The organism is Rhizohabitans arisaemae (assembly GCF_025996515.1).
GTDB classification, from domain to species: domain Bacteria; phylum Actinomycetota; class Actinomycetes; order Streptosporangiales; family Streptosporangiaceae; genus Rhizohabitans; species Rhizohabitans arisaemae.
The window spans coordinates 219,888-244,335 of record NZ_BLRH01000029.1 but is presented as its reverse complement, the minus strand read 5'-3'; the positions used below and the strand labels follow the sequence as shown (position 1 = coordinate 244,335).

Sequence of the window (24,448 nt, the reverse complement as noted above, 5' to 3'; positions counted from 1 at the left end):
TGGAGGTGGTAACCGATGAATCCGATCGTCGTCACCGGAGCGGCCGGGATGACCGGGCGTGCCGTCCTGGCGGCCCTGGCCGAACGCGGAGTCGCTGCCGCCGGGCTGGTCCGCCGGGCCGAGCAGATCCCGCTTGCCGTCGCCGCCGGTGCCGGACGGGCCGTGGCCGTGGACCTGACCGACCGTGCCGCACTGGCGGACGCGATCGACGGCGCCGCGGCGATCTACCACATACCGCCGAACATGCACCCGGCCGAGCACGAGCTCACCCGCGCCGTGATCGAGACCGCGGAGCGCCGTGGCGTCACCCGGTTCGTCCTGCACTCGGTGCTCGCTCCCTACCTGCCGGAGCTCCCCCATCACCTGCGCAAGGCCGAGTCCGAACGGGCCCTGCGACGATCAAGCCTTGTCTGGACGAGCCTGCAGCCCGGCTGGTACGCGCAGAACCTGCTCGCCCAGCTCCTCCGCGCCCGCGGCGAAGGCGTCGTCGCCATGCCGTACTCGGTCTCCACGCCCTTCACCCCGGTCGACCTCGCCGACGTGGCCCAGGCCGCGGCGATCGTGCTCACCGAGGACGGCCACGGATACGCGAGCTACGAGCTGTGCGGCCCGGACACACTGAGCACCGCCGAGATGGCCGGGATCGTCGGAGACCTGCTGGGCGCCCCGGTCCGGGCCGAGCGGGAGACCGTCGAGCGATGGCGGCGGAGCGCCCAGGCCCGGTACCCCGAGGGCTTCGAGCCGATGTTCGCCTTCTACGACCGGCACGGTCTGGCCGGCAACCCGCGAGCCCTCGCCATGCTCCTCGGCCGTACCCCGACGGACCTCCGTACCGTCCTCGCCCGCCACCTCGGGGAAGGCTGATCTCGGGGTGGTTTTTCCGACTTAAGGTATTTCCGCAGGCAAACCCAAGGCGCCTTCGAGGGGCGGCCGATCGGTCTCACCGCAGCGAAGGTGTGCTCACCAGCGCGTGCCCGGGCTGATCACCGGGTTGCCGAAGCGGATCTCGCCCTCCTTCTTCCACAGGGCTCTGGCAGCGTACTCAGAGCCATAAGGCGGACGCACTTCGTGGTAGCCACAGGTCTGGATCTCGCCCTCCACGAGGATGTACATCCGATGGCACCCCAGCTCCCTGCCCGCGCCCCGCTCCAGGAACGTGTCGTAGACCTGGACCGCGATATCGGCCCGGGTGCCCACGGGGCCACGCATCCGCACCCTGATCAGCATGCGGCTCTGCCGGACCCGAATGCACCCCTCAAGCTGCACGCCCTGCACCGTTTCGGTCCATGGACTGCATTTCTCTCCTTCCACCGGGGGCGTGGTCCCGCCGCTCAGACCCGGAGGCTTCGACTCCGGCGACGGGGACGCCACCAGGGTTCCGAAGACGAACGCCGCGACCGTCATCCCCACGGTGATCAGTGCGGCGGGTAAGAGCGGAACCGTCCGGCTTCGTAGGGCGACCTTTTCGGGTATCCGTCCGAGAGCTGGACCGGGCTTGTCCTCTCCGACGCCATCGGCTGCCTGATGCAGGGCTTCATGCCGCTCCATCCCCTCATCGCTGTCGGCTGCTCCCTCCGCCGCCCTTACCGAGGTGAGGTACTCTCCGGCCCTACTCCGCCAGCCCCGCTCCGCCTGTTCCAGCTCGCCGCGCAGGCGGTCGACGTCCTCCCCGAGCCGCACGAGGTGGCCGGCCCGCTCCGTGGGGAGTTCGAGCACGGCCGCGATCTCGGCCATCGTCACGGCGCCGGGCAGCCGGTTGCGCTCGACGAGCTGTCTGGATCCCGAAAGCCAGCGAGACACCAGTGAAGCATCACCACCGGTTATGCGGTTGGCGAGCAGTTTCTGCGGGCGCCGACCCAGCGCTTCACGCAACGCCTGAGCCGCCTCATCCAATACCCGGGCAAGATCGTCTACGAGCTCTTCAAAGCCGTGCATGGCGGTGCAACCCCTGCCCACAACTGCCTGACAACTCGGGACTGCGCACGTCAAAGGCCGTCCGCAATGTGCCACAAGATCCTACCGGCCTCGGGCCCTGGACTCCCCCGGCACGCGAACTTCAGCCTTGAACCATCTTTCACCCCCACAGACCGGAGTGATCCATGCGTTCATTCATCCTCGCTCTCGCGACCGTCGCCGTGCTTGCCGGACTGCCCACGGGTACGGCCTCCGCCCAAACCCGGTCCGCACTGCCCACCTGCGACGGCACGCGAGTCGCCCGTCAGCCGGTGTACGCGCAGGGGTACCGGAACCCCTCCGCGTACATTCACCTCTTCTACGACGCCAGGACCGACACGGCCTGCGCGTTCCTCAACTCCTCGAACCGCACCTGGGGAACGTCGAAGCACATGACGATCCAGCTCAAGCACTGCGCCGGAGGCCGTGCGGCGTACGGCAGCTGCGATCGCCAGCTCCAGTCGACCGCCGTCCGCGGCTGGTACAGCGGACGTACGAACACAGCCACGTTGAAGATCAGCCGAGGCTGCATGGTGGCTTGGGGGCGCCTGTCGTGGGGGAGCCACTACGCACTCACCGCCACCAAGCCCTACTGCGTCACGGATGCCGGCTCCGCGACCCGTTAGTTCAGCGCACTCCGCATCCCCGATCTCCGGGCCGATTGAAGGTCCCGGTCGTCGCCCGCGGTGACCTGTACCGCCTCATCGACGCAGGAGACGCCTCTGACCGGTGCAGCCGGTATCGGCGAGCGCCGGTCAGAGGCGTCTCCAAGCGGAGGGTCCCCCGGCTCAGGCCTCCGAAGCGGTGGGCCCAAAGCGGCCGACCTTGATGCTCTTCCGGGTCAGGGATCGACGCGTTCGAGGATGACCACGGGGATCTCGCGGTCGGTCTGGGCCTGGTACTTGTCGTACTGGGGGAAGGCCGAAGCGGCGATCTTCCAGAGGGCGGGCCTCTCCTCCGGGGTGGCGGCACGGGCGCGGGCGCGGAACTTGTCCGCCGCCACCTGGACGTCGACCTCCGGGTAGTCCAGCATGTTGAGATACCAGGCGGGATGGGTCGGCGACCCACCGTTCGATCCCACGATCAGGTATCGGTCACCGTCCTTGGCGTAGATCAGCGCGGTCCGTCGAGGCTGACCCGACTTCCGGCCTCGGGTGGTGAGGAGCAGCGAGGTCCAGCCCTGGTAGACGTGGCCCACGCGTCCATCGGTCTCGATGTATTTGCGGACGTGCTCGGCAACCCACCCCGTCGGGCTGTCGAGCACTTCGTCCTTGTCAGTACTCATTTCTTCCCCCATTCCGTGGATCAGCCATCGTAGGCGGCGGGGTCGGATCACCCGCGGGCCGCCCCCGGCTCGGGCCGGACGAGGGAGCCGCTTCCTAGGAGACAGGTGGCGGAGCTCCCGGGAAAGGATCGGGAGCTCCGCCGTCCGGTCGACGCCGTCACCGGGTCACGCGCCGCGGGCACCGCCCGCCGACCGCTGCCCACCCAAGCCACGGTCGGGGCTTGCGCCGGTGCCCGTCCGCCGTACCGGGACGGCGTCGCCGATTGTGCGGAGTCGCATGCGGGCTACGCGGTGAAGCCGCTGAAGAGCAGCGCCGCCAGCCCGAGCGCGACCACCAGGTTGACCACGGTCGCGGCGCCGAACACGCCCACCGGCCGCCAGCCCGCCTCCTTGAGTGAGGAGACGCGGAACTCCAGGCCGATGCTGACGAAGGCGAGGATGAGGAACCACACCCGCAGGTCGTTCGCGACTCCGATCACCGCCTTGCCCTCGGCCTTGCTCACCAGGCCGAGGTACCAGGTGGCGATCACCGAGGCGGCGATGAAGCCGAGGACGAACTTGGGGAAGCGCCGCCACAGGTCGCCCGGGCTCGGGCGCGGTGCGTCGGGGCGCCGCTCGATCTTGAAGGCGAAGTAGGCGGTCAGCGCCACGGCCACCACACCCATCAGGGCGTTCTGGGTGACCTTGACGATGCTCGCGATCTGGAGGGCCTCCTCCCCCACGATCGCCCCGGCGGCGGTCACCGCGGCCGTGGTGTCGATGTTGCCGCCGATCCAGGCACCCGCCACCTCGGGGCTCAGCCCGAACACCCCGGCCAGCCAGGGCAGCAGGAAGATCGAGGGCAACGCGAAGGCGATCACCAGACTGGCGCTGTAGGCGAGTTGTTCGCGTTTCGCCTGGACCGCGCCCGCGGCGGCGATGGCCGCACTCACCCCGCAGATGGAGACGGCCGAGGAAAGCAGCGCCCTCAGCTTGTCGTCGAGGCCGAGTCGGCCGCCGAGCCACCAGGTGAACAGAAAGACCAAGCTGATCAGCACGATCGCCTGGAGAATGGCGGGTCCCGCCGCCGTGGCGATCACGCTGAGGTTGATGGACGCGCCCAGCAGGACCAGACCGGTCTTGATGAAGAACTCGGTCCGGAACCCGCCCGCGAGCCGGTCCCTGACCCCGGCCGCGGTGAGGATCGCGTTGCCGATCAGGCCGAGCACGATCGCGTAGATCGGATACTCGACGGCCGCGCCGAGCTCGGCGAGCGGGCCGCCTTCGGTGATCTCGGGGACGGCCTGTTCCAGGTAGCGGGTGGCCGCCGCGAGCGTCAGGACGACCAGGACGCCCCCTATCGCCCAGGCCAGGCTCGGACGGGCGGCCGGGTCACGGATGATCGCGTTCTCGGATCGGGCCTCGGCGCTCATCACGGCACCAACCCGACGGGGATGACCCCGGTGAGCACGAGCACCAGCAATGCCAGCCCGACGATCGTCGCCGCCCAGTCCTCGTCGATCGTCCGGCGCCTGCGTTCCTGTGGAGTCTCCGCCATGACCTACCTCTTCGTCGTTCCCACCCCCCGATCAGATTTCATAGTAAACAAGTGGGAAATATAGGTAAATATGTGGGGTGCAACTTTTCACAGACGCCGTCAAGCCTGCAACCTAGGCTGTCCGAGGATCATCGTGATCGGCTGCTCATGGCTTCGGGCAGCCGACAAATGTGAGAAGGCCTACGGTGAAGAAGTTTGCCCCTCTTGTTGTCGTCGCCAACCTGCTCGTGGCGACCTTGGTCACCACCGCGCCGGCGAGTGCCGTCGTCGTCAACTGCAACGTGACCGAGTACCCGAACTACGCAACGCTCGCCCAGTGTGAGACCGAAGGAGTCGACTACCGCCGAGTCCAGGTGGTACCGGCCGGAATACAGCCGAGGGTCGCGCACATCGCCATCCACGGCGGAGCGATCGAGGCGCCGACCACACAGCTGGCCCGGCACGCCGCCGTGGACAGAGTCGTCCCTCCGGCGGATCGCCGGTCCTTCTACTCCTTGGAGGGGATCAAGCCCTCCGGCAACGCCAAACTGCACATCACCTCCACCCAGTTCGACGAGCCGAACGGGCTCGCCGTCGTGCAGGCGTCCCGGTTCACGGTCTCCTGGCACGGTGCCTCGGGTACCACGGCGACGACCTACGTCGGCGGGCGGGACGCGGTCACGGCGGCCCGGGTCCGGTCCGAGCTGACCGCGGCGGGGTTCCACGTCACCCACCCGGTGCCGCCGAACCTGGACGGCAGCAGCCCGAACAACATCGTCAACCGGAACCTCCGGGGCATGGGCGTCCAGTTGGAGATCACCCGCGCCCAGCGTGAGCAGTTCTTCGCGGGTGGCACACTGACCCGATCCTGGGTCGAGAACCCGGCCAACCGCACCCAGGCTTTCTACGACTACGTCGCGGCCGTCAACCGGGCGCTGTCCTAAGAGTGCGTTAAGCGAGCTAAGGCCCCTTTCGTCGTTGCGGTTGGTTGGATGAGGTCTGCTGGTCGGTCAGCCGCCGTTCGGCCTACGGGCGCGGCCGGCGCGGACACCGGACCGCTCGTGAGCAGGTTCTCCGCGCTTACCGCGACTGAGCTTGTCACGGTCGGCCCGGTGTCCGCGGCGGCGGGCTTCACGCCGTAGGGCTTTACACGGACACCTACTGTCGAAGGTCCTGTCGAAGGTCGGTCGTCTCGGGACCGGCTGGGACGGCGGGGGTTCGAGGCCATGTCCAGGCGGAGCGCAGGATGAAGGCCAGGAGCAGCACCTCGATTCCGATGGAGAGGCCGTAGAAGGGGGCCCAGTCCCAGGACTCCCCTACCGCGTTGAACACCGAGTAGGGGATGTAGAGCGATGCAACGACGAGGTTCGTGGCGCGGTTCACCCGGGCGGGCAGCGTCATGGAGAGCATCACCATCAGGGCAGGGATCGCCACGGACGCGAACATAACGGTCAACAACGTCGGGCTGATGTCGAACTCAAAGACGACGCCAGCCAGGATCTTGTCGACGGTGCCAGGCTTGTAAAGGTGGAAGTAGTCGACGTAGATGTAGAGGAACATGAAGCTGGTCCATGCGGCGGCGAGCTTGACCTGCACGGGGACCGGCGGGTTGTCGAGCAGGTTCGGGGTTTTCGTCCGGATGGTCATCGATTCTTCTTTCGAGAGGAGCGGTCCGTCCGCCGGAGTGGCGGCAGGTTGGGGCGTACACACGCACGGGGTTGGGTCGTTCTCGTCGGTCCGGTCGTCAGACGGTGACGACGACCTTCCCTCGGGTGTGGCCGGCCACGACGTAGCGGAGGGCGTCGGCTGCTTCGTCGACGTTGCGGGTGCTGCACACACCCGTCTCCTCGGCGCCAAACGCCTTGGCGATCTGTACGGCGAAGGAGCCCACGCCGCCCCGACGTGCCCGTGACCAGCACCGTCTGGCCCGGTCGAACGTTCGCGATCTTCGCCCCCGGCACCAGGCGTGCTCCGGCATTCGATCGCTGTTCGATTCCCACAGCAGCCTCCTCACGTCCGAGCTGCGACTCTCGCTGGTTCGTACACCGTACTTCGTACGCCGTACTACGATAGTACGCTGTACGATGTCCGTACGCTGCACGATTGTCAAGCCGTTCGAGGGAGCGAGGAGACCCGTTGTCTGCAAGGGAACGACACCAGGTCGCGTCAGACGCGGGGCTGAGCAGGAAGCGGGTCGTGGTCGAGGCGGTCCGGCTCGCCGACCGCGAGGGGGTCGGCGAGCTGAGCATGCGCCAGCTGGCTCGCGCGCTCGGCGCGGGCGCGATGTCGCTCTACCACTACGTAGCGAGCAAGGAGGACTTGCTGGACGCCATGATCGACGTCGTGTTCGAGGAGATCGAGCTCCCGCCTGAAGAGACCGACTGGCAGTCAGCGATGCGACGTCGGGCGGTATCCGCCCGACAGGTTCTCGCACGCCACCCGTGGGCGATCGGCCTGATGGAGTCGCGGACATCGCCGGGGCCCGCGAACCTCCGCCACCGCGAAGCGGTCACCGCCTGCCTGCGGAGGGCTGGCTTCCCGGTCTTGATGGCGACGCACGCCAACTGGTTGCTCGACAGTTATGTATACGGTTTCGCCCTGCAGGAAGCCAGCCTGCCGTTCGACACCGCCGATGAGTTCACGGACATGGCCGAGGACGTCTTCCTGCCCCAGCTTCCTCCTGACGAGTTCCCCTACCTCAACGAGTCCGCCGCGGTGCTCGCCGCTGCCGGCTACGACCCGGCGGAGGAGTTCACCTTCGGCCTCGACCTCGTCCTAGCCGCCCTCGAGCCCCTGAGAGTGCCTACGTGAGCCTCCATCCGTGATGTCGTCATGTGATCGTGTGGATTTGTAGTGTTACCGCCAGTCTGCGGGTTCAGTTGCGCTGGGATGGCGCGGTGACTGAGCGCAAGCCGTCCCCGAGCGACTTAACCGACGCTCAGTGGGCGTTGATCGAACCGGTCCTCACGGCATGGAAGGCCGCGCACCCCTCGGTCAGCGGCCACGAAGGCAACCATGCGCTGCGGGAGATCGTCAACGCGATCCGCTACCAGGGACGAACCGGCGCCCAATGGGACTATCGCCAGCCTGGGGATCGCCGTGGACATCGTCGTAACGCACTCTAAGAGCCGCCGACCGGTAAGCCCGGGGCGCGGGTCCCGCCCCGGGACGATCCGGCACTTGGCGTGAACCTCCGACCTTGTCTCCCCTACGAGAGTCGGCCATCTGCACGCCGCCCACTGACCGGCGCGACAGCCACTCAGGGCCTTTTCGGGGTCCGGTGGTAATGGATCTTGCCGTACGCGTCCACCGAGATCACCTCCCGGGTCCATCCGCCCTTCCGGGCGCGAACGACCCAGACGATCGCCCACAGCGAGGTGGTGAGAATGGTCATCAAGGCGTGGGCGACGTGCTCCGCCGGGCTTATCCCGTCATGCTTGACCATGACGGCTTGAGATCCGTAGCGATGCTTCAGGCGCCAGCCCAGGTAAACGCGATTGCTGATGGCCCGGTCCAGAATCTCGTGGGGCGGGATCGCGGGCAAAGCCGACGGGAAATACCAGACCTGTTCCCTATGGCCAAGCGCGGGAAGATCCTTAACTATCTCCCGGAGTTCACTGCAATATGTCGCTTGATGGACGTGCGTCAGCCTCGCGTCAAGCTCCTCCTTGGACAGTCGGCCGGCCGCGAACCCCGCGCTGAGTACGGCGGAAACATGCTCACGGTCGACGTCGCCTGCACGAAGATCGGGCGGGTCCCACACGGCGATCTCCTTCACCTACCCAGTGGTGACACTCGGTCATCAACAGCTGAAACTGCATAAAGCCAATGCAGGATCATGAGTGGCAGGATTCGGAGATTCCGCTGCTAGAGATTTTAGTCGCTCACCCCACGAATCGGGATTGCCCTATTTGGAGTCATCGCGGCTTCGCACGACACAGCTATTAGCGGACATGAATCACTGAAAGTGGACACGGAGGACGGTTCGCCGAACCGTAAGGTCCCGACCGCGCATTCGCCGTACCCGATCCGGCCGGTCGGGACGGGGACCAGGGCTCGGTCTCCCTCGGCGAGCTCAAGCATCAGAGGTGCTGAAGGAACCCGGCCGACCACAACGAGGTCGTTGGGCCACGGACTGCTCAGCCCCGCCCGGCCGCGAGTCCCCCGGCGGTCGACTCCCTGATGATCAGCCGGGTCGGAACCGAGAGCGCTCCCGGCTCCGCGCCGTGCAGGACGTCGATGAGGGCGGCGGCGGCCGCCGCCCCGCGCCGCTCCGCCTCCAGGCTGAGCACGGTCAGCGGCACGTCCCAATGCTTGTCCTCGGCGGTCTCGCACATGATCGTCACCAGTAGGTCGCCGGGGATGGCGAGCCCCAGCCTGCGCGCCGCGCCGAGCAGCGCGTCGCCGTACGTCTCGTTGAGCCCGTGCACCGCATCGGGGCGATCGGGGCCGGACAGCAGGCGTTCGGCCGCCGTGGCGGGGCTCTCCCCGGGCCGGGGCGCCTCGATGATCACGGGGTTGCCGGTCGCGTCGGACCAGGCACGATAGGCCTTCTCGGTTTCGAGGGTGTAGGAGTCGGGTTCGGTGCCGGTGAGGAGCGCGATGCGGTCGGCCCCGGAGTCACGCAGGTGGCCGAGGAGGGTGTGCAGGGTCTCGGCGGAGTCGCCGTCGACGGCGAACACGTGGGGGAAGTCAGGGTCGAGGGGTTTGCCGTCGGTGACCACGGGCTTGCCCCGTCTGCCGAACTCTTCCATGATCGGGTCACCGTGGGCCGGGTCGACGACGATCACTCCGTCCAGGGGGACCTTGCCCCACAGGGAGGTGGGCAGAACCACCACCGCGTGGTCACGCTCGACGGCGAGCATGGTCGCCCCGGCGGCGAAGGCGGCGTAGTAGGGCCGGTAGGTGTGCTCCCAGTTCCGTGATCCGACATGCTCGACCAGGATGCCGAGGACGCCGACCCGGCCCGAGGCGAGTCCGGCCGCGACCGGGTCCGGCTGGTACCCGAGTTTGGCGGCGGCAGCCCGTACCGCGTCCCGCGTGCGCTCGGAGACCCGGCCTTTGCCGTTGAGCGCATGGGAGACCGTCGTGATCGACAACCCGGTGGCGCGGGCTACGTCACGGATGCCGATGCGGGAGGCCATGCGGACATCCTGCCATGGAGAGAAAACGTTTTGGCAAAACTCTTGACGTGGCCAAAACGTTTTTGCAAAAGTGCATCAACGCCCCAACCAGGAGAGATGCCGTCAATGGTCATTAAACGCTCCAGCATCGCCGTCGCCGGCCTGCTGGCACTGCTGCTCACCGCCGGGTGCGGCGGATCGTCCACCTCGGCCGGCACGGTCGAGGCGAGCGGCGGCTCGTACGGCGGCTGCGAGGTCACCGGGAAGCGGGGCGAGTTCACCCTCAAGCCCGTCGTCGCGGACACGCTCAGCGTCCAAGGCGACCTGCCCTCCCCCGGGTGGTGGAACGGCGACACCGTCGCGGCCATCAAGGACGGTTTCGAGTACTGCATGGCCGCCACCATCGCCCACCGCGCGGGGCTGTCCAAGCTCGCGATCGAGAACACGCCCTTCGACGCCCTCGTCTCCGGCCGGACCCAGAACTTCGACCTCGCCCTCGCCGAGATCTCCATCACGGACGAGCGCAAGCAGGTCGTCAACTTCTCCACGCCGTACTTCGCCTCCAACATCGGGGTGATGGCGAAGAAGGGCGCGGACGTCACCGCCCAGAACATCCGGACGCTCCGGCTCGGCGTCAAGCAGGGCACCGCGGGGGCGCTCTGGGTGATGAACACCCTCAAGCCGGAGCAGCAGCCCAAGGTCTTCACCGGCGACCCCGAGATGAGCGCGGCCCTGCAGGCCGGGCAGATCGACGCCGCCTTCCAGGACGTGGCGATCATGCTGGGCTCCGCCGTCAAGTCGAACGGCCTGTTGGAGGTGGTGGGCCAGTACGACACCGGTGAGTCCTACGGCGCCCTCTACCCCAAGGACTCCCCGAACGCCGAGACCTTGAACAAGATCATCGATCAGATGAAGGCCGACGGGACCTTCGACCGGCTTTCCGCGACCTACCTGTCCAAGGCGTTCGGCGGTGACCCGGCCCGGATCCCGCTCTGGACCACGCGGTGACGGAGACCGCGCAGGCCGCCCCGAGGGCGACGGCGCAGCCCGTACCCACCCCAGGCCGGGGCCCCGCCCTCATCGGTCTCGCCGCGGCGACGATCGCCACGGCCGACACCTGGGCGGTCACCGCCACCGTCTTCGAGGCGGCGGCGGGTGGCTGGAGATGGGTGCTGGGCGGTGCGGCCCTCGCGGGGGCGGCGGCCGTACTCCTGGTCTACCGTCCCGCCCTGGACGCCTGGCGGAGTTCCGGCCGCTGCGCCGCCTCCGCCGACCCGGTGGAACGACGGGCTTTGGCGGCCCGGGCCCGCGAATCCGCGTGGACCGCCTCCGGCCTGGCCTTCGCCGTCCTGTGCGCGCTCGCCCTGCTCGTCTTCGTGCTCGCCAACGACGCCGCGGTGCAGCGGACGTTCCTGCAGAGCGAGCTGATCGCGACAAGCGCCCTCGACATCGTCCGGGCGTTCGGCACGAACCTGTTCATCGCCGTCGTCGCCCAAGCGCTTGTGCTGGTCTGGGGGCTGGTCCTGGCCTTGGCCCGGCTCGCCCCCGGCCGGGTGGGGCGGCCCATCCGGGCGCTGGCGATCGTCTACATCGACGTCATCCGGGCCGTACCGGCGATCATCGTGATCTACCTGATCGGGTTCGGACTGCCGATCGCCGAGGTGCCGATCCTGTCCGGCCTCAGCCAGACCTGGTACGCCATCCTCGCCCTGACCATCGTCTACGGCGCCTACGTGGCCGAGGTGTTCCGCTCCGGCATCGAGAGTGTGCATCCCAGCCAGGTCTCGGCCTCGCGCTCGCTGGGCTTCTCCCACCTGGCGACGATGCGGCACGTGGTCGTGCCCCAGGCGACCAAGCGGGTCATCCCCCCGCTGCTCAACGACTTCATCAGCCTGCAGAAGGACACCGCCCTGGTCAACGTGATCGGCACGATCGACGCCTTCAACCAGGCGAAGATCTTTTCCTCCAACCACTTCAACCTGTCCTCGGTCACCGTCGTCGCGGCCCTGTTCATCCTGATCACGATTCCGCAGGCCCGGCTCGTCGACCGCCTGATCGCACGCGACAAGGCCCGGGGGGCGTGATGGCATTCCTGGAGATCAGCGGCCTGCGGAAGAGCTACGGCGACCACGAGGTGCTGCGCGGCATCGACCTGGCCGTCGAGCGGCACCAGGTGATCTGTCTTATCGGCGCCTCGGGGAGCGGCAAGTCGACCCTGCTGCGCTGCATCAACGCGCTGGAGACGATCGACGCCGGGCAGATCGGGCTCGACGGCGAAGTCGTGTCCGGGGCCGGGGTGGACGTCAACCTGCTCCGGCGCGATGTCGGAATGGTCTTCCAAAGCTACAATCTGTTCCCGCATATGAACGTGATCGACAATGTCACGCTCGCTCCCATCCGCCTCGGCGGCCTCTCCCGGGAACAGGCCACGGCGAAGGCGACGGCGCTGCTCGAACGGGTCGGCCTGGCGGACAAGGCCAAGGCCTTCCCCGACCGGCTCTCCGGCGGCCAGCAGCAGCGGGTCGCGATCGTACGAACCCTCGCCATGGAGCCCCGGGTCCTGCTGCTCGACGAGATCACCGCGGCGCTCGACCCCGAGCTCGTCGCCGAGGTGCTCGGCATCGTCCGGCAGCTCGCCGCCGAGGGCATGACCATGCTGCTCGCCACGCACGAGATGGGCTTCGCCCGCGAGGTGGCCGACACGGTCTGCTTCCTCCACCAGGGCAGCCTGCTGGAGATGGGCCCGCCGGAGCAGATCTTCACCGAACCCGCCGAGGAGCGCACCCGGATGTTCCTGAAATCGATCATCGCGGCAGGCCGGCTGTGATCCTGGCGATCCAGCACGAGCACGGCACCGACCCCGGACTGGTCGGCGAACGCGTCCAAGCGGCCGGGATCACCCTGGACCTGCGCCACCCCTACCGCGGCGACGAGCTGCCCGCGTCCCTGGCCGGACACCGCGGGCTGCTGGTGCTGGGCGGCACCCCCGGCGCCGACGACCACGACACGGCACCCTGGCTGCCCCGCGTCAAGGAGCTTCTCCGCGAAGCCGTACGGGATCGGATCCCCACCCTCGGCGTCTGCTTGGGCGGGCAGCTCCTCGCCGCGGCCTGCGGCGGTGCGGTCGCGGTCGCCGCGCGTCCCCAGGTCGGCCTGTACGGCGTGCGCGCATACCCCGCCGCCGCCGACGACCCGCTCTTCCGCGGATTCCCCGAGGACGGACAGGCGGTCCAGTGGCACTGGGATGAGATCGTCACGCTGCCTCCGGGGGCGGTTCCCCTCCTGTGGGACGCGGACTTCCCGCACCAGGCGTTCCGGCTTGGCCCGGTGGCGTGGGGCCTCCAGTTCCACCCCGAGGTCCTGTCCGGCGCGGCCCGGGTGTGGGCACGGGACGAGTCCGGCGAACTCGCCCGGCTGGGGGTCGACGTGCCGGCCATGCTCGACCGCATCGGGGCGGCCGAGCCCGCGCTCCGAGTCCTCTGGGGCGAGGTGACGGACCGCTGGATCGGCATCGTCCGCGGGGCCGGGATCTAGCCTCCGTGCCCACCCGTGACCTCGGGGGTGAGTCGTCACGGCTGTCCGGGGGCGCCCGGTCTGCCCCTCGCGCGGCCGTTTCCGAAACTCCTGGACCTGTGCGTAGGTGTGGTTCCGGCGGAAGTGCGTGAAGGATCAAGAAGTGGTCAGTGTCATGACCAGATGAGGCTTTTGAAGTGTTTTATTAAGTTCTGGTATGACTTCATCGTCGGTGACGGTGGGAAAGCCGCCGTCACCGTCCTGGTGGCGCCCGGCCCCTCCATGCCCGGGGCCCGCCTCCGCCTCCGTCGTGACGGTGCCGGACTGCGGGACGCCGCCCGATCAGCGTCATCGTGGACGTCAGGAGAGAGCGGATGACAGCGGCAGCCGAGCTGCACAACCACCACCGTGACGTGACCGGCGGCTGGCTGCGCCCCGCCGTGTTCGGAGTGATGGACGGCCTGGTCTCCAACGCCGCGCTGCTCGCCGGCGTCGTGGGCGCGGGAGCGTCCACGACGGTCGCCGCGGTGACCGGCCTGGCCGGGCTCGCGGCCGGGGCGTTCTCGATGGCGACCGGCGAATACACCTCGGTCGCCTCCCAGCGGGAACTCACCCAGGCGGAGATCGAAATCGAGCGAAGGGAGATCCGCCGCAACCCGCAGGCCGAGAAGCGCGAGCTCGCCCTCGTCTACGAAGCACGTGGCCTCACCCCCGAACTGGCCAAACAGGTCGCCGACCAGCTGCACCACGACGAGGAGGTGGCGTGGCGGGTGCACGCCCGCGAGGAGCTGGGCGTCGACCCCGACGATCTGCCCTCGCCCTGGACGGCCGCGGGATCGTCGTTCGCGGCGTTCGCGGTGGGGGCGCTCATTCCGGTGCTGCCGTTCCTCTTCGGCTTCTCCTCGCTGCTGATCGCAGTGGTGCTGACCGGGGTCGCACTGTTCGTCACGGGGGCGATGGTGGCGAAGCTCACCACCAGGTCGCCGCTGTTCGGCGGGGCCCGCCAGCTCATCCTGGGTGCCGCGGCGGCGGTGGTCACGTATGGGATCGGAGCGCTGGTGGGCGCCGCGCTCACCTGAGCCCGGCAGCCGGAGAGGAAACCTCGACGGCTGGTGTGGCGCCGGTCGACCCATCGGGCATCAAATCGATAACGGCTGTGAGCCCCTTCGTCGGCATGGAGCGCGAAGGAGTGCCACAAGCTGGGAATCCAACCAAGGGTCGACCGGACAATTGGGATCGGCGACGATGCGATCACGTTCCGTTCTCACGCAGACTGAAGTGTGATCGACGAACTGGATTCCGTACCCGAGTACACCCGCTTCGCCACAGTCGACGAAGTTCACGAACGGTTGACCGCGCTCTCGGCGTCCCACCCCGGGACGGCGACGCTGCGCCGGATCGGCACCTCCCGCCTGGGCGACCCGATGCTCTGCCTGACCGTCGGGGACGGCCCGCGGCATGCGATCGTCGCAGCCGGACCGCACCCCAACGAGCCCATCGGCGGCCTCACCGTGACGCACCTGGCCGGTCGGCTCTGCGAAGACCGCGCGTTCCGCGAGTCCACCGGCTACACCTGGCATATCGTGGGCTGTCTCGACCCGGACGGAACCCGGCTCAACGAGGGCTGGTTCGCGGGTCCGTTCACCAAATCCCACTACGGTCGGCATTTCTATCGGCCCGCCGGTACGGAGCAAGTCGAGTGGACCTTCCCGTTCAGCTATAAGAAGGCGTACTTCGACCGGGTCATCCCCGAGACGCTCGCCCTGATGCGCCTGATCGACGAGACCAAGCCCGCCTTCTTCACCACCCTGCACAACGGGGAGGCCGGCGGTGTCTTCTACTACCTCAACCGGGCCGAGCCCGCACTCCAGGCCGAGCTCAAGGCGCTGCCCGCCCGATACGGCATCCCCCTGCACACGGGTGAGGCCGAGCACCCCTCGGTCAAGCTCCTGGAGGAGGCGATCTACCTCATGCCCGACATGCAGGACGCCTACGACTACCTGGAATCCCTAGGCCAAGACCCCGCCGAGCACATCACCGGCGCGGCCAGCGACTCCTACATCAAGAAGTACGGCACGCTGAGCGTGGTCGCCGAACTGCCCTACTGGTCCAACGCCGCGGCCGACGACCCCACCCCCGTCGAGCGCAGCTACCGCGACGTACTCCTGGCCCAGGCCGCGGAGACCCGCGCCACCCACGAGATCCTCGACCGCACCCTGGCCGGGGTCTCGCGCGACCTGGTGACGGACTCACCCTTCGTCCGGGCCAGCCGCTCCTTCATCCCCATGTTCGCGGGCCTTGCCGACCTCGACGAACGGCGGGCCAAAGCCGAGGAGAACGACCGGCCCGCCACCGTCGCCGAGGTGTTCTCGCTCCGCAGCAACCTGGACAGCTTCCGGCTGCGCTTCGGCGGCATCCTGCTGCGCGCGCTCAACGGCGAGCTGGCCATCGGGAACGGCACCCCCGCGATCAGAGCGCATGCACGAGCGCTCGACGAGGTCTACACCCGGTGGTGCGACGAGGCGGAAACGGGCAGCGGCGACGAGATCATCCCGATCCGCCACCTCGTCGCCATCCAGTACGGGGCCATCCTGGCCGGTGCCCGACGCGCCTGACATCCGTTCCGCCGTCGCCGACGAACCCGGCGATCACCCGGTCGATGTTTCGGCGGGCCTGTCCCGGCTGAGCCGGGCCTCGCCCGCCACCCGATCGGGGATCGGCCCGAAGGCGACCACCGCGGGCGGCGGCCGTACTTCTTTCACCGGCTCCGCGGTGAACGGCTCCGCCCGATCCGCCGCGAAGAGGTTCACCGGGTGGCCGAGCATGCGATCGGACGCCTCAGGCCCGCAGCCTGCGCTCGCCGTACCACGACATCCTGGTCAACCCCGGCCTCGGCCCGCCCAGCGCCGTACCGGATGTCGCGGCCCACCGCAGGCCGCCACTCAGGGGTACGGATCAGCCGGCTTCCCGCCGAACGGATTCTGTCGTAGGCGTCCGATAGCTTTCCCTGGCACATCGAGCCGGAAGAGGTATGCCATGAGTGAGATCGCGGACCGCTATCGGAAACGCGCCGACGTGTTCGCGGCCAAGATCACCGCTGTCGAGCCCGGCCGGTGGTCCAACCCGTCCCCGTGCGAGGAATGGACCGCGGCGGACGTGGTCGGCCACATCGTCGACATGCACGGGGCGATGCTCCACCCTCTGGGCAGGGCGCTGAGTCCGGCTCCGTCCGCCGCCGAGAACCCCGTGGCCGCCTTCACCTCGGCCCGAGCCGACGTCGAAGCCCTGCTCGCCGACCCGGACACCGCCGCGAGCATGGTGGACACCCCCGGTGGCCGGGTCTCCGTGGAAGAGCACATCGACCGGGTGGTCAGCGAGGACATGGTGCTGCACGGCTGGGATCTCGCCCGGGCCACCGGCCAGGACGACACGATCGACCCAGCCGAACTCGAAAGAATGTGGCCGACCGCCCAGCAGATCCCCGACGAGATGCGCATCCCCGGACATTTCGGCCCCGGCATCGTCGTCCTCGGCCCCGAGGTCAAAGTCCCCGAAGACGCTCCCCTCCAGGAGCGCATCCTGGGCCTCCTCGGCCGCGACCCCCACTGGACCCCCTGACGGATACTCCGGTACGGCCTTCGGCGGCTCCACCTCAAAGCCGTAAGAGCCCATCACGGAACGCAGCGAGGACGCCGGATAGCGAATGATCATCCGCGATAGCCCTGAAGCCATCCGGCTCCAACCCGTTTACAAGTAGGGCAGGCCATGCTCCTGAACCATGAGTGACGACAACGCCGAAAGGGAGGAATCGCGCGGCCGGGTGCGGATCGGCCGGTGGAGCCTCCCCTGGCATCGCGCCTGGTGGTTCACCGCCGCTTTCCTGACGATGGCCATGGCGGGCGTCTACCTCCGGATAGTGCTTGAAGAGGACGAGTACGATCTGGCCCCGCGCAAATACACGATCTTGGTCTTGCTCGCGCTGGCAGCCTACTTCTGGGCCTACGGTCAATGGCGCCGCCGCCGCGACTTCGAACTGGTGTCATCCGAAGCGCAGCACTGGCTGGTCCTGCTCTTTGCGGTAATCCTGGCAAGAACCTTGTGGCCGCTCGGGTGGAGCGACATAGACAGCTGGACATGCACGCCTATCTCGACAGTGCTCCCGTTCGTTGATGACATGCCCAGGGCTTGCCAGGACGACCTGGGAGTCAGGACAACCGAGATAGTGGTTCTAGGCCTGCTCGCCATTCCCCTGGCGATCGCCACGGCCGTCAACCGCACCCGCGAGCGGCTCTCCCTCGACGACTCGTGACCGACTCGCCATCCTCCGGCGGGCGCACCCGCCGACCGTGCACGGAACTCATCCTCGTCGCCACGCCTCCCGGATCATCCCCGAGACGCCGGGGGTTGTCAGCGATCCGGTGAGCCCGGCCGGCGGAGACGGTGAAGAAGGTCCTCGGTATAGGCGGCCAGACGCATGGCATCGGCACGGTTGAGGGTTTTCAGGGACTTGTCGACCGGCTTGCCCCGGTCAATCGCCGAAAGCGGGTCGGGCGGCGGATGATCGATCCACTCGACGATCGGCCGGACCGCGTCGGGAACCGGGCGCGCGAAGACGGCCGCGAGCAGCTTGAGCACCCTGCGGATCACCGGATTCGGATAGCCGTCGACCCCGCTGCGCGTGAAACCGGGGTGATAGAGAACATAGCGCGCCTTGTTCTCGGCCTGCGCGGCGAAAGCGACGCCCAGCAGGTCGTTCGCCCGTCCGCCCTGGAGTTGGGCGCGCACCTGGCCGTACTTGCGCGTCAGCTGGACGTCCTCCCAAATGATCCCGCCCGCGGTGTTGCCGACTCCGGCGATGTTGATGACAACCGGAGCGGGAGCGGCGTTCAGCAGCGGACTCAACAGCGAACCCAGCAGATAGCGGCTCAGGTAGTACAGGGCGAAGCTGGACTCCAGCCCGTCCACCGTCTCGATGCGCTTGGGGTTCACCCGATTGGCGAACAAGGCCAGTGCGTCGACGGCGTCGTGGTGCTCGACGATGTCGGCGACGACCCGCTCTACCTCGGCGATCGAGGACAGGTCCGCCCGCAGGAACCGCAGGTTCGGATTCCCGGCCTGGCTGAGTAGTGCGCGCCCCTTGGCCTCACTGCTGCCGATCACAGTGACGCGGTCGCCCCTCGCCAGCCGTTCCAGGGCGGTCGCCCGCCCCATCCCGTCGGTCCCCCCACTTATGATCACTGTTTTCTTTCTTTGGCCTGGCAACGCGTCCTCCATAGGCTGACAATCGGCGTGTCCATCCTCGGACTGCCGCGTCATAGGCGAAAGAAGGCAGTTTCATGTCCGATACGCACACCGGTGTTCCCTCGGTGCTCGCTTTCGACTTGCCTCGTCCGGTGCCCGTCGACGACCTCGACGCGTGCCCGGTCGGGGACTTGTTCCGCCGCCTGGGTGACAAATGGAGCATGCTGGTCCTGATCCTGCTCGGCAGCCGTCCCCACCGGTACAACGAACTGCACCGCGCGATCGCCGGCATCAGCCAGCGCATGCTGACCCGTACGGTCCGCGCGCTGGAAGCCGACGGCCTGGTACGACGCGAGGTACTCCCCACCGTGCCCCCCAGCGTCGAGTACAGCCTGACCCCCCTCGGCCAGACCTTGCTGGAACCCCTGTCGGCCCTGGCCGACTGGGCGGTACGCCACGGGGCCGAAATCAGCGAAGCCCGCTCCCAGCGGGCCAAAAGCGCCTGATCCTGTGATCGCGGTTTGCATACCAAGCCATAGGTGCTTGATCCGGTGCGGGTACGGCCTGCGGCTTAAGTGATATCCGGTACGGCCGCAGTCGGCCTGGGCTGTGTCCCAACGGCCTGCGGCTTGAGCTGTGCTCTGTATCGCCTTCGGCGGGCTGCCCCGAAGCCTTACCGGCTCCCTTCAGAGGCAGCGTAGCCCGTACCGGACCCGGGTCTGGCCGTCGTGGGCGGTTCACGGGCGGGTGAGCGTGAGCAGTCTCGTGAGAATCGTCACTGGGCTGCGACTCGACGGGCTTCCGTGAGGTTCGCCGCGGACGCCATACCGAATGTGGGGAACAATCGCGGTTCGCCCGGGCAGCGTTGTAGTGGTTGAACCTCTCGCCGGGCCTGCGAACCATGACGATCCGGTTTCGCCGTTGTCACCGATCGTGGTCGACAAGACGGGCACCTCTCTATCGAACCCCCGTTTCAACAGCGAAAACCACTCGTGGTAAGGGGATCGATACCAGAGCCCTTGTAATCAGAACGTGACCAAACCAGCAGAAACCGGACTTGTAGGATCCTCGTGCCGAATGAGAGATTCAACCTCTGACGTATAAGGTCCAACCTCTAGGAGCGGTCTATGCAGCCCCCCAATCCCCGTTACCGCGGGTACAGGTCGTTTGACTATCTGGAGCCACACGTCGACTACAAGGTCTTCGAGCTGGCCCCCGAGATCGACCGGGTTCCCGCGTACGACCTGGGGCTGTCGGAGGAGCAGGCCGCACGGGTGAGCCGGATCCTGACCGAGCACATGGCGATCTCGCTGCACGAGCACCCCAAGGTGCTCACCGCGGACGTGTCGCTGCTCCGTGACTACAACCGGACCGGCCGGAACGCACTCGGGTACGAGGGCCTGGCCCGCTCGGGCATGACGGCGCTGTTCGACAACTTCATGAACGGCACCAACTGCGTCACCAGCGAGCACGGCTGGAAGTGGGACGACGTCATCTATGACCTCGGCCTGCGCTTCGCCGACATGGCCAAGCAGGACTTCGTGGTCCTGGTCAAGACCGTGGCCGAGATCCACGCGGCCAAGGCGAACGGGCAGCTGGCGCTGGTGGCCGGGCTGGAAGCCGCGACGATGATCGAGAACGAGCTGGATCGGCTGGACATCCTGTACGGCTTCGGGGTCCGGCAGATCGGCATCGCGTACTCGATGGCCAACCAGCTGGGCTCCGGCCTGGCCGAGCCGGGCGACGCGGGCCTCACCAACTTCGGGCGGCGCGCGGTCGAGCGGATGAACAAGCTCGGCATGGCCATCGACATCTCCCACTCGGGTGACCGGACCAGCCTGGACGTGATCGAGCACTCCTCGGTCCCGGTGTTCATCACCCACGCGGGCTCCCGTACGGTCTGGCCGACCAACCGGATGAAGCCGGACGAGGTCATCCGGGCCTGCGCCGAGCGCGGTGGAGTGATCGGGCTGGAGGCCGCGCCGCACACGACGCTCTCCGAGGCGCACCCCCACCACTCGCTGGACTCGGTCATGGACCACTTCGTCCACTGCGTCGACCTGGTCGGCATCGACCACGTGGCGTTCGGTCCGGACACCAACTTCGGGGACCACGTCGGACTGCACGACTCCTTCACCGGCCACCTCTCCATCGGCCAGGCGCACGGGCACGTTCCGCACGAGCGGGTGCCCTACGTCGCCGGCATGGAGAACCCGGCGGAGAACTTCACCAACATCGTCGGCTGGCTGGTCAAGCGCGGCTACAGCGACGAAGAGATCAGCAAAGTCATCGGCGGGAACATCCTGCGCGTACTTGAGGAGGCCTGGTGAACAGCCGAAACTTCCGTCCCCGTCACCTGAGGGGCGCCGTGGTGGCCACCGCGGTCGCGGCCCTGCTGGCGGGCTGCGGCCTCAACGAGGGCAACGGCGACTCGGGGGCGTCCGGGGGTGGCGGCGGATCCACGACGCTGCGCATCGGCACCACGACCGACGTGGCGAACTTCAACCCGCTGCAGTCGCTGAGCAAGACCGACAGCTGGATCCTCAACGCGATGTATCCGCATCTGCTGCGGATCGACGGCGACGCCAAGAAGGTGCCGGACCTCGCCACCGGCTACACCTACGAGAACGACGGCAAGCGGGCCGTGTTCACCCTGCGCGAGGACTTCGTGTGGAGCGACGGAACCCCGGTGACCTCGGCCGACGTGAAGTACTCGGCTGAGACGATCATGAAGTACAAGCTGGGCAACGTGGCCGCGAAGCTCACCTGGGTGGAGAGCATCGAGACCCCGGACGCCAAGACGGTCGCCTTCAACCTCAGCCAGGCGTACGCGCCGTTCGCCGAGGGTGTCGGCTTCTGGATGGCGGTCGTGCCCAAGCACGTCTTCGAGAAGGCGGGCGACATCTCCAAGTTCGCCAACGACTCCGGCTGGGTGGGCGCGGGCGCGTACATCCTGGAGAGCGCGACCCCGGGCCAGCGCTACGTGATGAAGCGGAACGACAAGTACCCGCACGCCCCCGCGGGCGGCGCCAAGGTCGAGACCGTCGAGTACCGGGTCTACCCCGACGTCAACACGATGCAGCTGGCACTGCGCAACGGCGACATCGACCTGATGGGCACCCCGGTGCCGGCTTCCGCGGTGTCCTCCTTCGCCAACGACTCCAAGATCAAGCTGCAGGAGGTGGGCTCGCTCGGCTTCGCCCACATCACCTACAACGTCACCAACAAGCACCTGGCCAAGCCGGAGGTACGGCGGGCGCTGTCCATGGTGGTGAACACCGACTCCATCATCAAGACGGTCCTGCAGGGCGAGGCCCAGCCGATGGTCGGCCCGATCTCCCCCACCTTCACCGACTACGACAACACCGAGCTGAAGGCGTACCCGTTCGACCCGGCCGGGGCCCGCAAGCTGCTTGAGGACTCGGGCTACGCCGACAAGAACGGCGACGGCATGCTGGACGACCTGGACCTGGAGATGGTCTGCGACCAGAGCAACCCGAACCTGACCCGGGTGGCCCAGGTGGTCCGGGAGGAAGCGGCCAAGGCGGGCATCAAGCTCACCGCCGCGTGCGTGGAGCGGAACACCTTCCTCAGCCGGACCAAGAGCGGCGACTACGACATCGACGTCTCGCAGTGGGCGGTCTTCGACAACCCGATGGACCAGCTGCGCAGCACGTACCTGTCCAGCAACCCGGGTGGCATCAACTACAACCTGGTCAAGGACGACAAGCTCGACAAGCTCATCAACGACACGGCGGGCACCACCGACCCCGAGCAGTTCAAGACGAAGATCAAGGAGATCGACGCCTACGTGCACGACCAGGCGCTGCTCACCCCGCTGTACGTGGAGAAGATCCGCTTCGCCTACAACGCCGGTAAGTTCACCGGCTTCGCCCCGTCCCCGAGCGACCTGCTCGGCATGGTGACCGGCTACTCGCTGGCCCAGGTCAAGCCGGTCGGCTAACCGGCTTAGGAGAGGAGGCGGGGTTACTTCATGGTCGAGTTCATCGTCAGGAGATCGATGCGTGCGATCCTGACCATCTGGATCGCGATCACCGTGACGTTCTTCCTGCTGCGACTGCTGCCTGGTGACCCCACCCTTCTGGTCGTCGAGGGGGACATGACCCCCGAGATGCAGCAGGCGCTGCGTGAGCAGTACGGGCTGGACAAGCCCATGCTCACGCAGTACTGGCTGTACCTGGTCGAGCTGGTACAGGGGAACCTCGGCACGTCGTTCCGGCAGCTCCAGCCGGTGACGGAGATCATCCTGTCCCGGCTGCCGTGGACGTTGCTGCTGGCCGGGTCGGCGTTCGTGCTGACGATTCTGCTGGGCATCCCGCTCGGGGTGTACGCGGCGGCCCACCGCGGCAAGCGCGTCGACCGGATCGTGCAGATGTTCGGCATCACGGGGCACGCGCTCTTCGTCCCGAGCATCGCGATCCTGCTGCTGGTGGTGGCGGGCTCGATGCTCGGCTGGTTCCCGATCGGCGGCGCCATCGACCCCGACACCCGGGGCCTGGCCGCATATTTCAGCCTTTTTCATCATTTGGCGTTGCCGCTGTTCAGCCTGGTGATCGTCCAGCTCGGCCCGTACGCCCTCACCCTGCGGACGAACATGCTGGAGGTCCTCGGCGAGGACTACATCAAGAGCGCCCGCGGCCGAGGCCTGTCCCCGCAGCGCACCCTGTGGCGGCACGCGCTGCGCAACGCGATCCTGCCCGCGCTGACCCTGATGGGCCTCCAGCTCGGCACGCTCGTCGGCGGGGCGGTGCTCACCGAGACCGTGTTCGCCTACCCCGGCGTCGGACGGCTCATCTACGAGGCCGTCGGCCAACTCGACTATCCGCTGCTCCAAGGAGCGTTCATCATGCTCGCGATCACCGTCGTCGTCGCGAACCTGATCACCGACGTGCTCAGCATGCTGCTCAACCCGAGGATCCGTACATGAGCGCGCCCACCGAGACCCCGGCGGCCGCCGTCAAGCCGTCGCCGATGAGCAGCCTCAAGCGTTTCGTCGCCAAGCCCAGCGGCGCGCTGTCGCTGGCGGCGCTGGTGGTGTTCGCGCTGACCGGCCTGATCGGGCCGCTCTTCGTGGACAAGCCGGGCGGGCTCGGCACCGACATCCTGCAGCCGCCGTCGGCCGAGCACTGGTTCGGCACCGACGACCTCGGCCAGGACGTGCTCGCCCAGGTGATCTGGGGGACCCGGATCAGCCTGACCGTCGGGGTGGCCGCCTCGGCCATCGCGATCGTGATCGGTACGGCCCTGGGCCTGCTCGGCGCATACGTCAAGCGGGCCGACACCTGGGTGACCATGGTGACCGACCTGATGCTCTCGCTCCCGCTGCTCCCCCTCATGATCATTGTGACCGCGATGGTCGGCCCGAGCGTCACCACCCTGACGTTCGTCATCGGGCTCTTCTCCTGGCCCGAGGTCACCCGGCTGATCCGTTCCAACGGCATGGTCGTGGTCGCGATGCCGTACATCGACGGCGCCCGCGCGCTCGGCGCGACCGGCTGGCGGATCGTCACCCGGGATGTGCTCCCGGCCGTGGTGCCGCTGATCGTGGTCAGCGTGCTGCTCACCGCAGCCAAAGCGGTCATCTCCGAGGCGGGCCTGAGCTTCCTCGGGCTCGGCGACCCCGACTCGTGGTCCTGGGGGCGGATCATGCTCAACGCCCAGCGCAGCGGCGTGATCTCCACCGCGTGGTGGCAGACGCTCTTCCCCTCGCTGGCCATCCTGCTGCTCGTGCTCTCGGCGACCGTCGCCGGAGTGCGATTCAACGACTCGCGCGACCCGCGGCTGAAGGACCGGTGA

At 67.8% G+C, this 24,448-nt stretch carries 28 protein-coding genes; 18 read left to right on the top strand and 10 right to left on the bottom strand.

Annotated elements, in window-relative coordinates:
- Positions 1-15: 15 nt before the first annotated feature.
- Positions 16-864 carry an SDR family oxidoreductase gene (locus RUR_RS12665; protein WP_283135198.1) on the top strand — a complete coding sequence of 283 codons (849 nt, stop codon included), beginning with the start codon at positions 16-18 and terminating at the stop codon, positions 862-864.
- Between the two features lie 96 nt (positions 865-960).
- Here RUR_RS12665 and RUR_RS12660 read toward each other — a convergent pair whose 3' ends face one another.
- Positions 961-1,800 (bottom strand): hypothetical protein, encoded by an 840-nt coding sequence (locus RUR_RS12660; RefSeq protein ID WP_283135197.1) that lies wholly within the window; start codon positions 1,798-1,800, stop codon positions 961-963.
- A 299-nt stretch (positions 1,801-2,099) separates the two neighbouring features.
- On the opposite strand from RUR_RS12660, the gene RUR_RS12655 reads away from it, so the two are divergent.
- Positions 2,100-2,579 (top strand): hypothetical protein, encoded by a 480-nt coding sequence (locus tag RUR_RS12655; RefSeq protein ID WP_283135196.1) that lies wholly within the window; start codon positions 2,100-2,102, stop codon positions 2,577-2,579.
- A gap of 215 nt (positions 2,580-2,794) precedes the next feature.
- On the opposite strand, the gene RUR_RS12650 is transcribed toward RUR_RS12655, so the two are convergent.
- From RUR_RS12650 to RUR_RS12640, 3 genes are all read right to left on the bottom strand, one after another.
- The gene (locus tag RUR_RS12650; RefSeq protein WP_283135195.1) at positions 2,795-3,238 is read right to left on the bottom strand and encodes a nitroreductase family deazaflavin-dependent oxidoreductase; all 444 of its coding nucleotides are present in this window, start codon (positions 3,236-3,238) and stop codon (positions 2,795-2,797) included.
- 284 nt (positions 3,239-3,522) lie between these two features.
- Positions 3,523-4,650, bottom strand: coding sequence for a YeiH family protein (locus RUR_RS12645; RefSeq protein ID WP_283135194.1), 1,128 nt, complete (start codon positions 4,648-4,650; stop codon positions 3,523-3,525).
- Positions 4,650-4,775, bottom strand: a complete 126-nt coding sequence (locus RUR_RS12640; protein ID WP_283135193.1) for a hypothetical protein — start codon at positions 4,773-4,775, stop codon at positions 4,650-4,652. The genes RUR_RS12645 and RUR_RS12640 overlap by 1 nt, the downstream gene beginning before the upstream one ends.
- A gap of 185 nt (positions 4,776-4,960) precedes the next feature.
- Here RUR_RS12640 and RUR_RS12635 point away from each other — a divergent pair, with 185 nt between their 5' ends.
- A complete protein-coding gene (locus tag RUR_RS12635; protein WP_283135192.1) occupies positions 4,961-5,698 on the top strand; it encodes a poly-gamma-glutamate hydrolase family protein in 738 nt (245 codons plus the stop codon).
- Positions 5,699-5,912: 214 nt separating this feature from the next.
- Here RUR_RS12635 and RUR_RS12630 read toward each other — a convergent pair whose 3' ends face one another.
- Entirely contained in the window at positions 5,913-6,401 is a 489-nt protein-coding gene (locus tag RUR_RS12630; RefSeq protein WP_283135191.1) for a DUF6326 family protein, read from the bottom strand.
- A 97-nt stretch (positions 6,402-6,498) separates the two neighbouring features.
- Positions 6,499-6,645: a hypothetical protein gene (locus tag RUR_RS12625; protein ID WP_283135190.1), complete on the bottom strand. Its 147-nt coding sequence runs from the start codon at positions 6,643-6,645 to the stop codon at positions 6,499-6,501.
- Positions 6,646-6,950: 305 nt separating this feature from the next.
- Here RUR_RS12625 and RUR_RS12620 point away from each other — a divergent pair, with 305 nt between their 5' ends.
- Together RUR_RS12620 and RUR_RS12615 are read left to right on the top strand one after the other, a co-directional pair.
- The gene (locus RUR_RS12620; RefSeq protein ID WP_283135189.1) at positions 6,951-7,565 is read left to right on the top strand and encodes a TetR/AcrR family transcriptional regulator; all 615 of its coding nucleotides are present in this window, start codon (positions 6,951-6,953) and stop codon (positions 7,563-7,565) included.
- 86 nt (positions 7,566-7,651) lie between these two features.
- Positions 7,652-7,879, top strand: a complete 228-nt coding sequence (locus RUR_RS12615; protein WP_283135188.1) for a transposase — start codon at positions 7,652-7,654, stop codon at positions 7,877-7,879.
- 134 nt (positions 7,880-8,013) lie between these two features.
- Here RUR_RS12615 and RUR_RS12610 read toward each other — a convergent pair whose 3' ends face one another.
- Complete coding sequence (locus RUR_RS12610; RefSeq protein WP_283135187.1) at positions 8,014-8,532, bottom strand: DUF1707 SHOCT-like domain-containing protein; 519 nt, start codon at positions 8,530-8,532, stop codon at positions 8,014-8,016.
- 361 nt (positions 8,533-8,893) lie between these two features.
- Positions 8,894-9,898: a LacI family DNA-binding transcriptional regulator gene (locus RUR_RS12605; protein ID WP_283135186.1), complete on the bottom strand. Its 1,005-nt coding sequence runs from the start codon at positions 9,896-9,898 to the stop codon at positions 8,894-8,896.
- Positions 9,899-10,003: 105 nt separating this feature from the next.
- Here RUR_RS12605 and RUR_RS12600 point away from each other — a divergent pair, with 105 nt between their 5' ends.
- The 6 genes from RUR_RS12600 to RUR_RS12575 all read left to right on the top strand — a co-directional run bounded on the left by RUR_RS12600 (position 10,004) and on the right by RUR_RS12575 (position 16,005).
- Entirely contained in the window at positions 10,004-10,885 is an 882-nt protein-coding gene (locus RUR_RS12600) for an ABC transporter substrate-binding protein (RefSeq protein ID WP_283135185.1), read from the top strand.
- A complete protein-coding gene (locus RUR_RS12595; RefSeq protein WP_283135184.1) occupies positions 10,882-11,961 on the top strand; it encodes an amino acid ABC transporter permease in 1,080 nt (359 codons plus the stop codon). Before RUR_RS12600 ends, RUR_RS12595 begins: the two co-directional genes overlap by 4 nt.
- Entirely contained in the window at positions 11,961-12,704 is a 744-nt protein-coding gene (locus RUR_RS12590) for an amino acid ABC transporter ATP-binding protein (RefSeq protein WP_283135183.1), read from the top strand. Before RUR_RS12595 ends, RUR_RS12590 begins: the two co-directional genes overlap by 1 nt.
- A complete protein-coding gene (locus RUR_RS12585; RefSeq protein WP_283135182.1) occupies positions 12,701-13,411 on the top strand; it encodes a type 1 glutamine amidotransferase in 711 nt (236 codons plus the stop codon). Before RUR_RS12590 ends, RUR_RS12585 begins: the two co-directional genes overlap by 4 nt.
- Before the next feature lie 353 nt (positions 13,412-13,764).
- The gene (locus RUR_RS12580) at positions 13,765-14,469 is read left to right on the top strand and encodes a VIT1/CCC1 transporter family protein (protein ID WP_283135181.1); all 705 of its coding nucleotides are present in this window, start codon (positions 13,765-13,767) and stop codon (positions 14,467-14,469) included.
- A 201-nt stretch (positions 14,470-14,670) separates the two neighbouring features.
- Entirely contained in the window at positions 14,671-16,005 is a 1,335-nt protein-coding gene (locus RUR_RS12575; protein WP_283135180.1) for a M14 family zinc carboxypeptidase, read from the top strand.
- Positions 16,006-16,038: 33 nt separating this feature from the next.
- On the opposite strand, the gene RUR_RS12570 is transcribed toward RUR_RS12575, so the two are convergent.
- Positions 16,039-16,215 carry a hypothetical protein gene (locus RUR_RS12570; protein WP_283135179.1) on the bottom strand — a complete coding sequence of 59 codons (177 nt, stop codon included), beginning with the start codon at positions 16,213-16,215 and terminating at the stop codon, positions 16,039-16,041.
- 211 nt (positions 16,216-16,426) lie between these two features.
- Here RUR_RS12570 and RUR_RS12565 point away from each other — a divergent pair, with 211 nt between their 5' ends.
- Together RUR_RS12565 and RUR_RS12560 are read left to right on the top strand one after the other, a co-directional pair.
- Positions 16,427-17,008, top strand: a complete 582-nt coding sequence (locus tag RUR_RS12565) for a TIGR03086 family metal-binding protein (protein WP_283135178.1) — start codon at positions 16,427-16,429, stop codon at positions 17,006-17,008.
- Positions 17,009-17,168: 160 nt separating this feature from the next.
- The gene (locus RUR_RS12560; RefSeq protein WP_283135177.1) at positions 17,169-17,699 is read left to right on the top strand and encodes a hypothetical protein; all 531 of its coding nucleotides are present in this window, start codon (positions 17,169-17,171) and stop codon (positions 17,697-17,699) included.
- A 98-nt stretch (positions 17,700-17,797) separates the two neighbouring features.
- On the opposite strand, the gene RUR_RS12555 is transcribed toward RUR_RS12560, so the two are convergent.
- A complete protein-coding gene (locus tag RUR_RS12555) occupies positions 17,798-18,664 on the bottom strand; it encodes an SDR family NAD(P)-dependent oxidoreductase (protein WP_283135176.1) in 867 nt (288 codons plus the stop codon).
- A gap of 62 nt (positions 18,665-18,726) precedes the next feature.
- Between RUR_RS12555 and RUR_RS12550 the strand changes: the two genes are divergently transcribed.
- The 5 genes from RUR_RS12550 to RUR_RS12530 all read left to right on the top strand — a co-directional run bounded on the left by RUR_RS12550 (position 18,727) and on the right by RUR_RS12530 (position 24,448).
- Positions 18,727-19,137 carry a winged helix-turn-helix transcriptional regulator gene (locus RUR_RS12550; protein WP_283135175.1) on the top strand — a complete coding sequence of 137 codons (411 nt, stop codon included), beginning with the start codon at positions 18,727-18,729 and terminating at the stop codon, positions 19,135-19,137.
- A gap of 621 nt (positions 19,138-19,758) precedes the next feature.
- The gene (locus RUR_RS12545; RefSeq protein ID WP_283135174.1) at positions 19,759-20,961 is read left to right on the top strand and encodes a dipeptidase; all 1,203 of its coding nucleotides are present in this window, start codon (positions 19,759-19,761) and stop codon (positions 20,959-20,961) included.
- On the top strand, positions 20,958-22,595 hold the full coding sequence (locus tag RUR_RS12540) for an ABC transporter substrate-binding protein (protein ID WP_283135173.1): 1,638 nt from the start codon (positions 20,958-20,960) through the stop codon (positions 22,593-22,595). Before RUR_RS12545 ends, RUR_RS12540 begins: the two co-directional genes overlap by 4 nt.
- A 30-nt stretch (positions 22,596-22,625) precedes the next feature.
- Positions 22,626-23,579 (top strand): ABC transporter permease, encoded by a 954-nt coding sequence (locus tag RUR_RS12535; RefSeq protein ID WP_283135172.1) that lies wholly within the window; start codon positions 22,626-22,628, stop codon positions 23,577-23,579.
- Positions 23,576-24,448, top strand: a complete 873-nt coding sequence (locus tag RUR_RS12530) for an ABC transporter permease (RefSeq protein WP_283135171.1) — start codon at positions 23,576-23,578, stop codon at positions 24,446-24,448. Before RUR_RS12535 ends, RUR_RS12530 begins: the two co-directional genes overlap by 4 nt.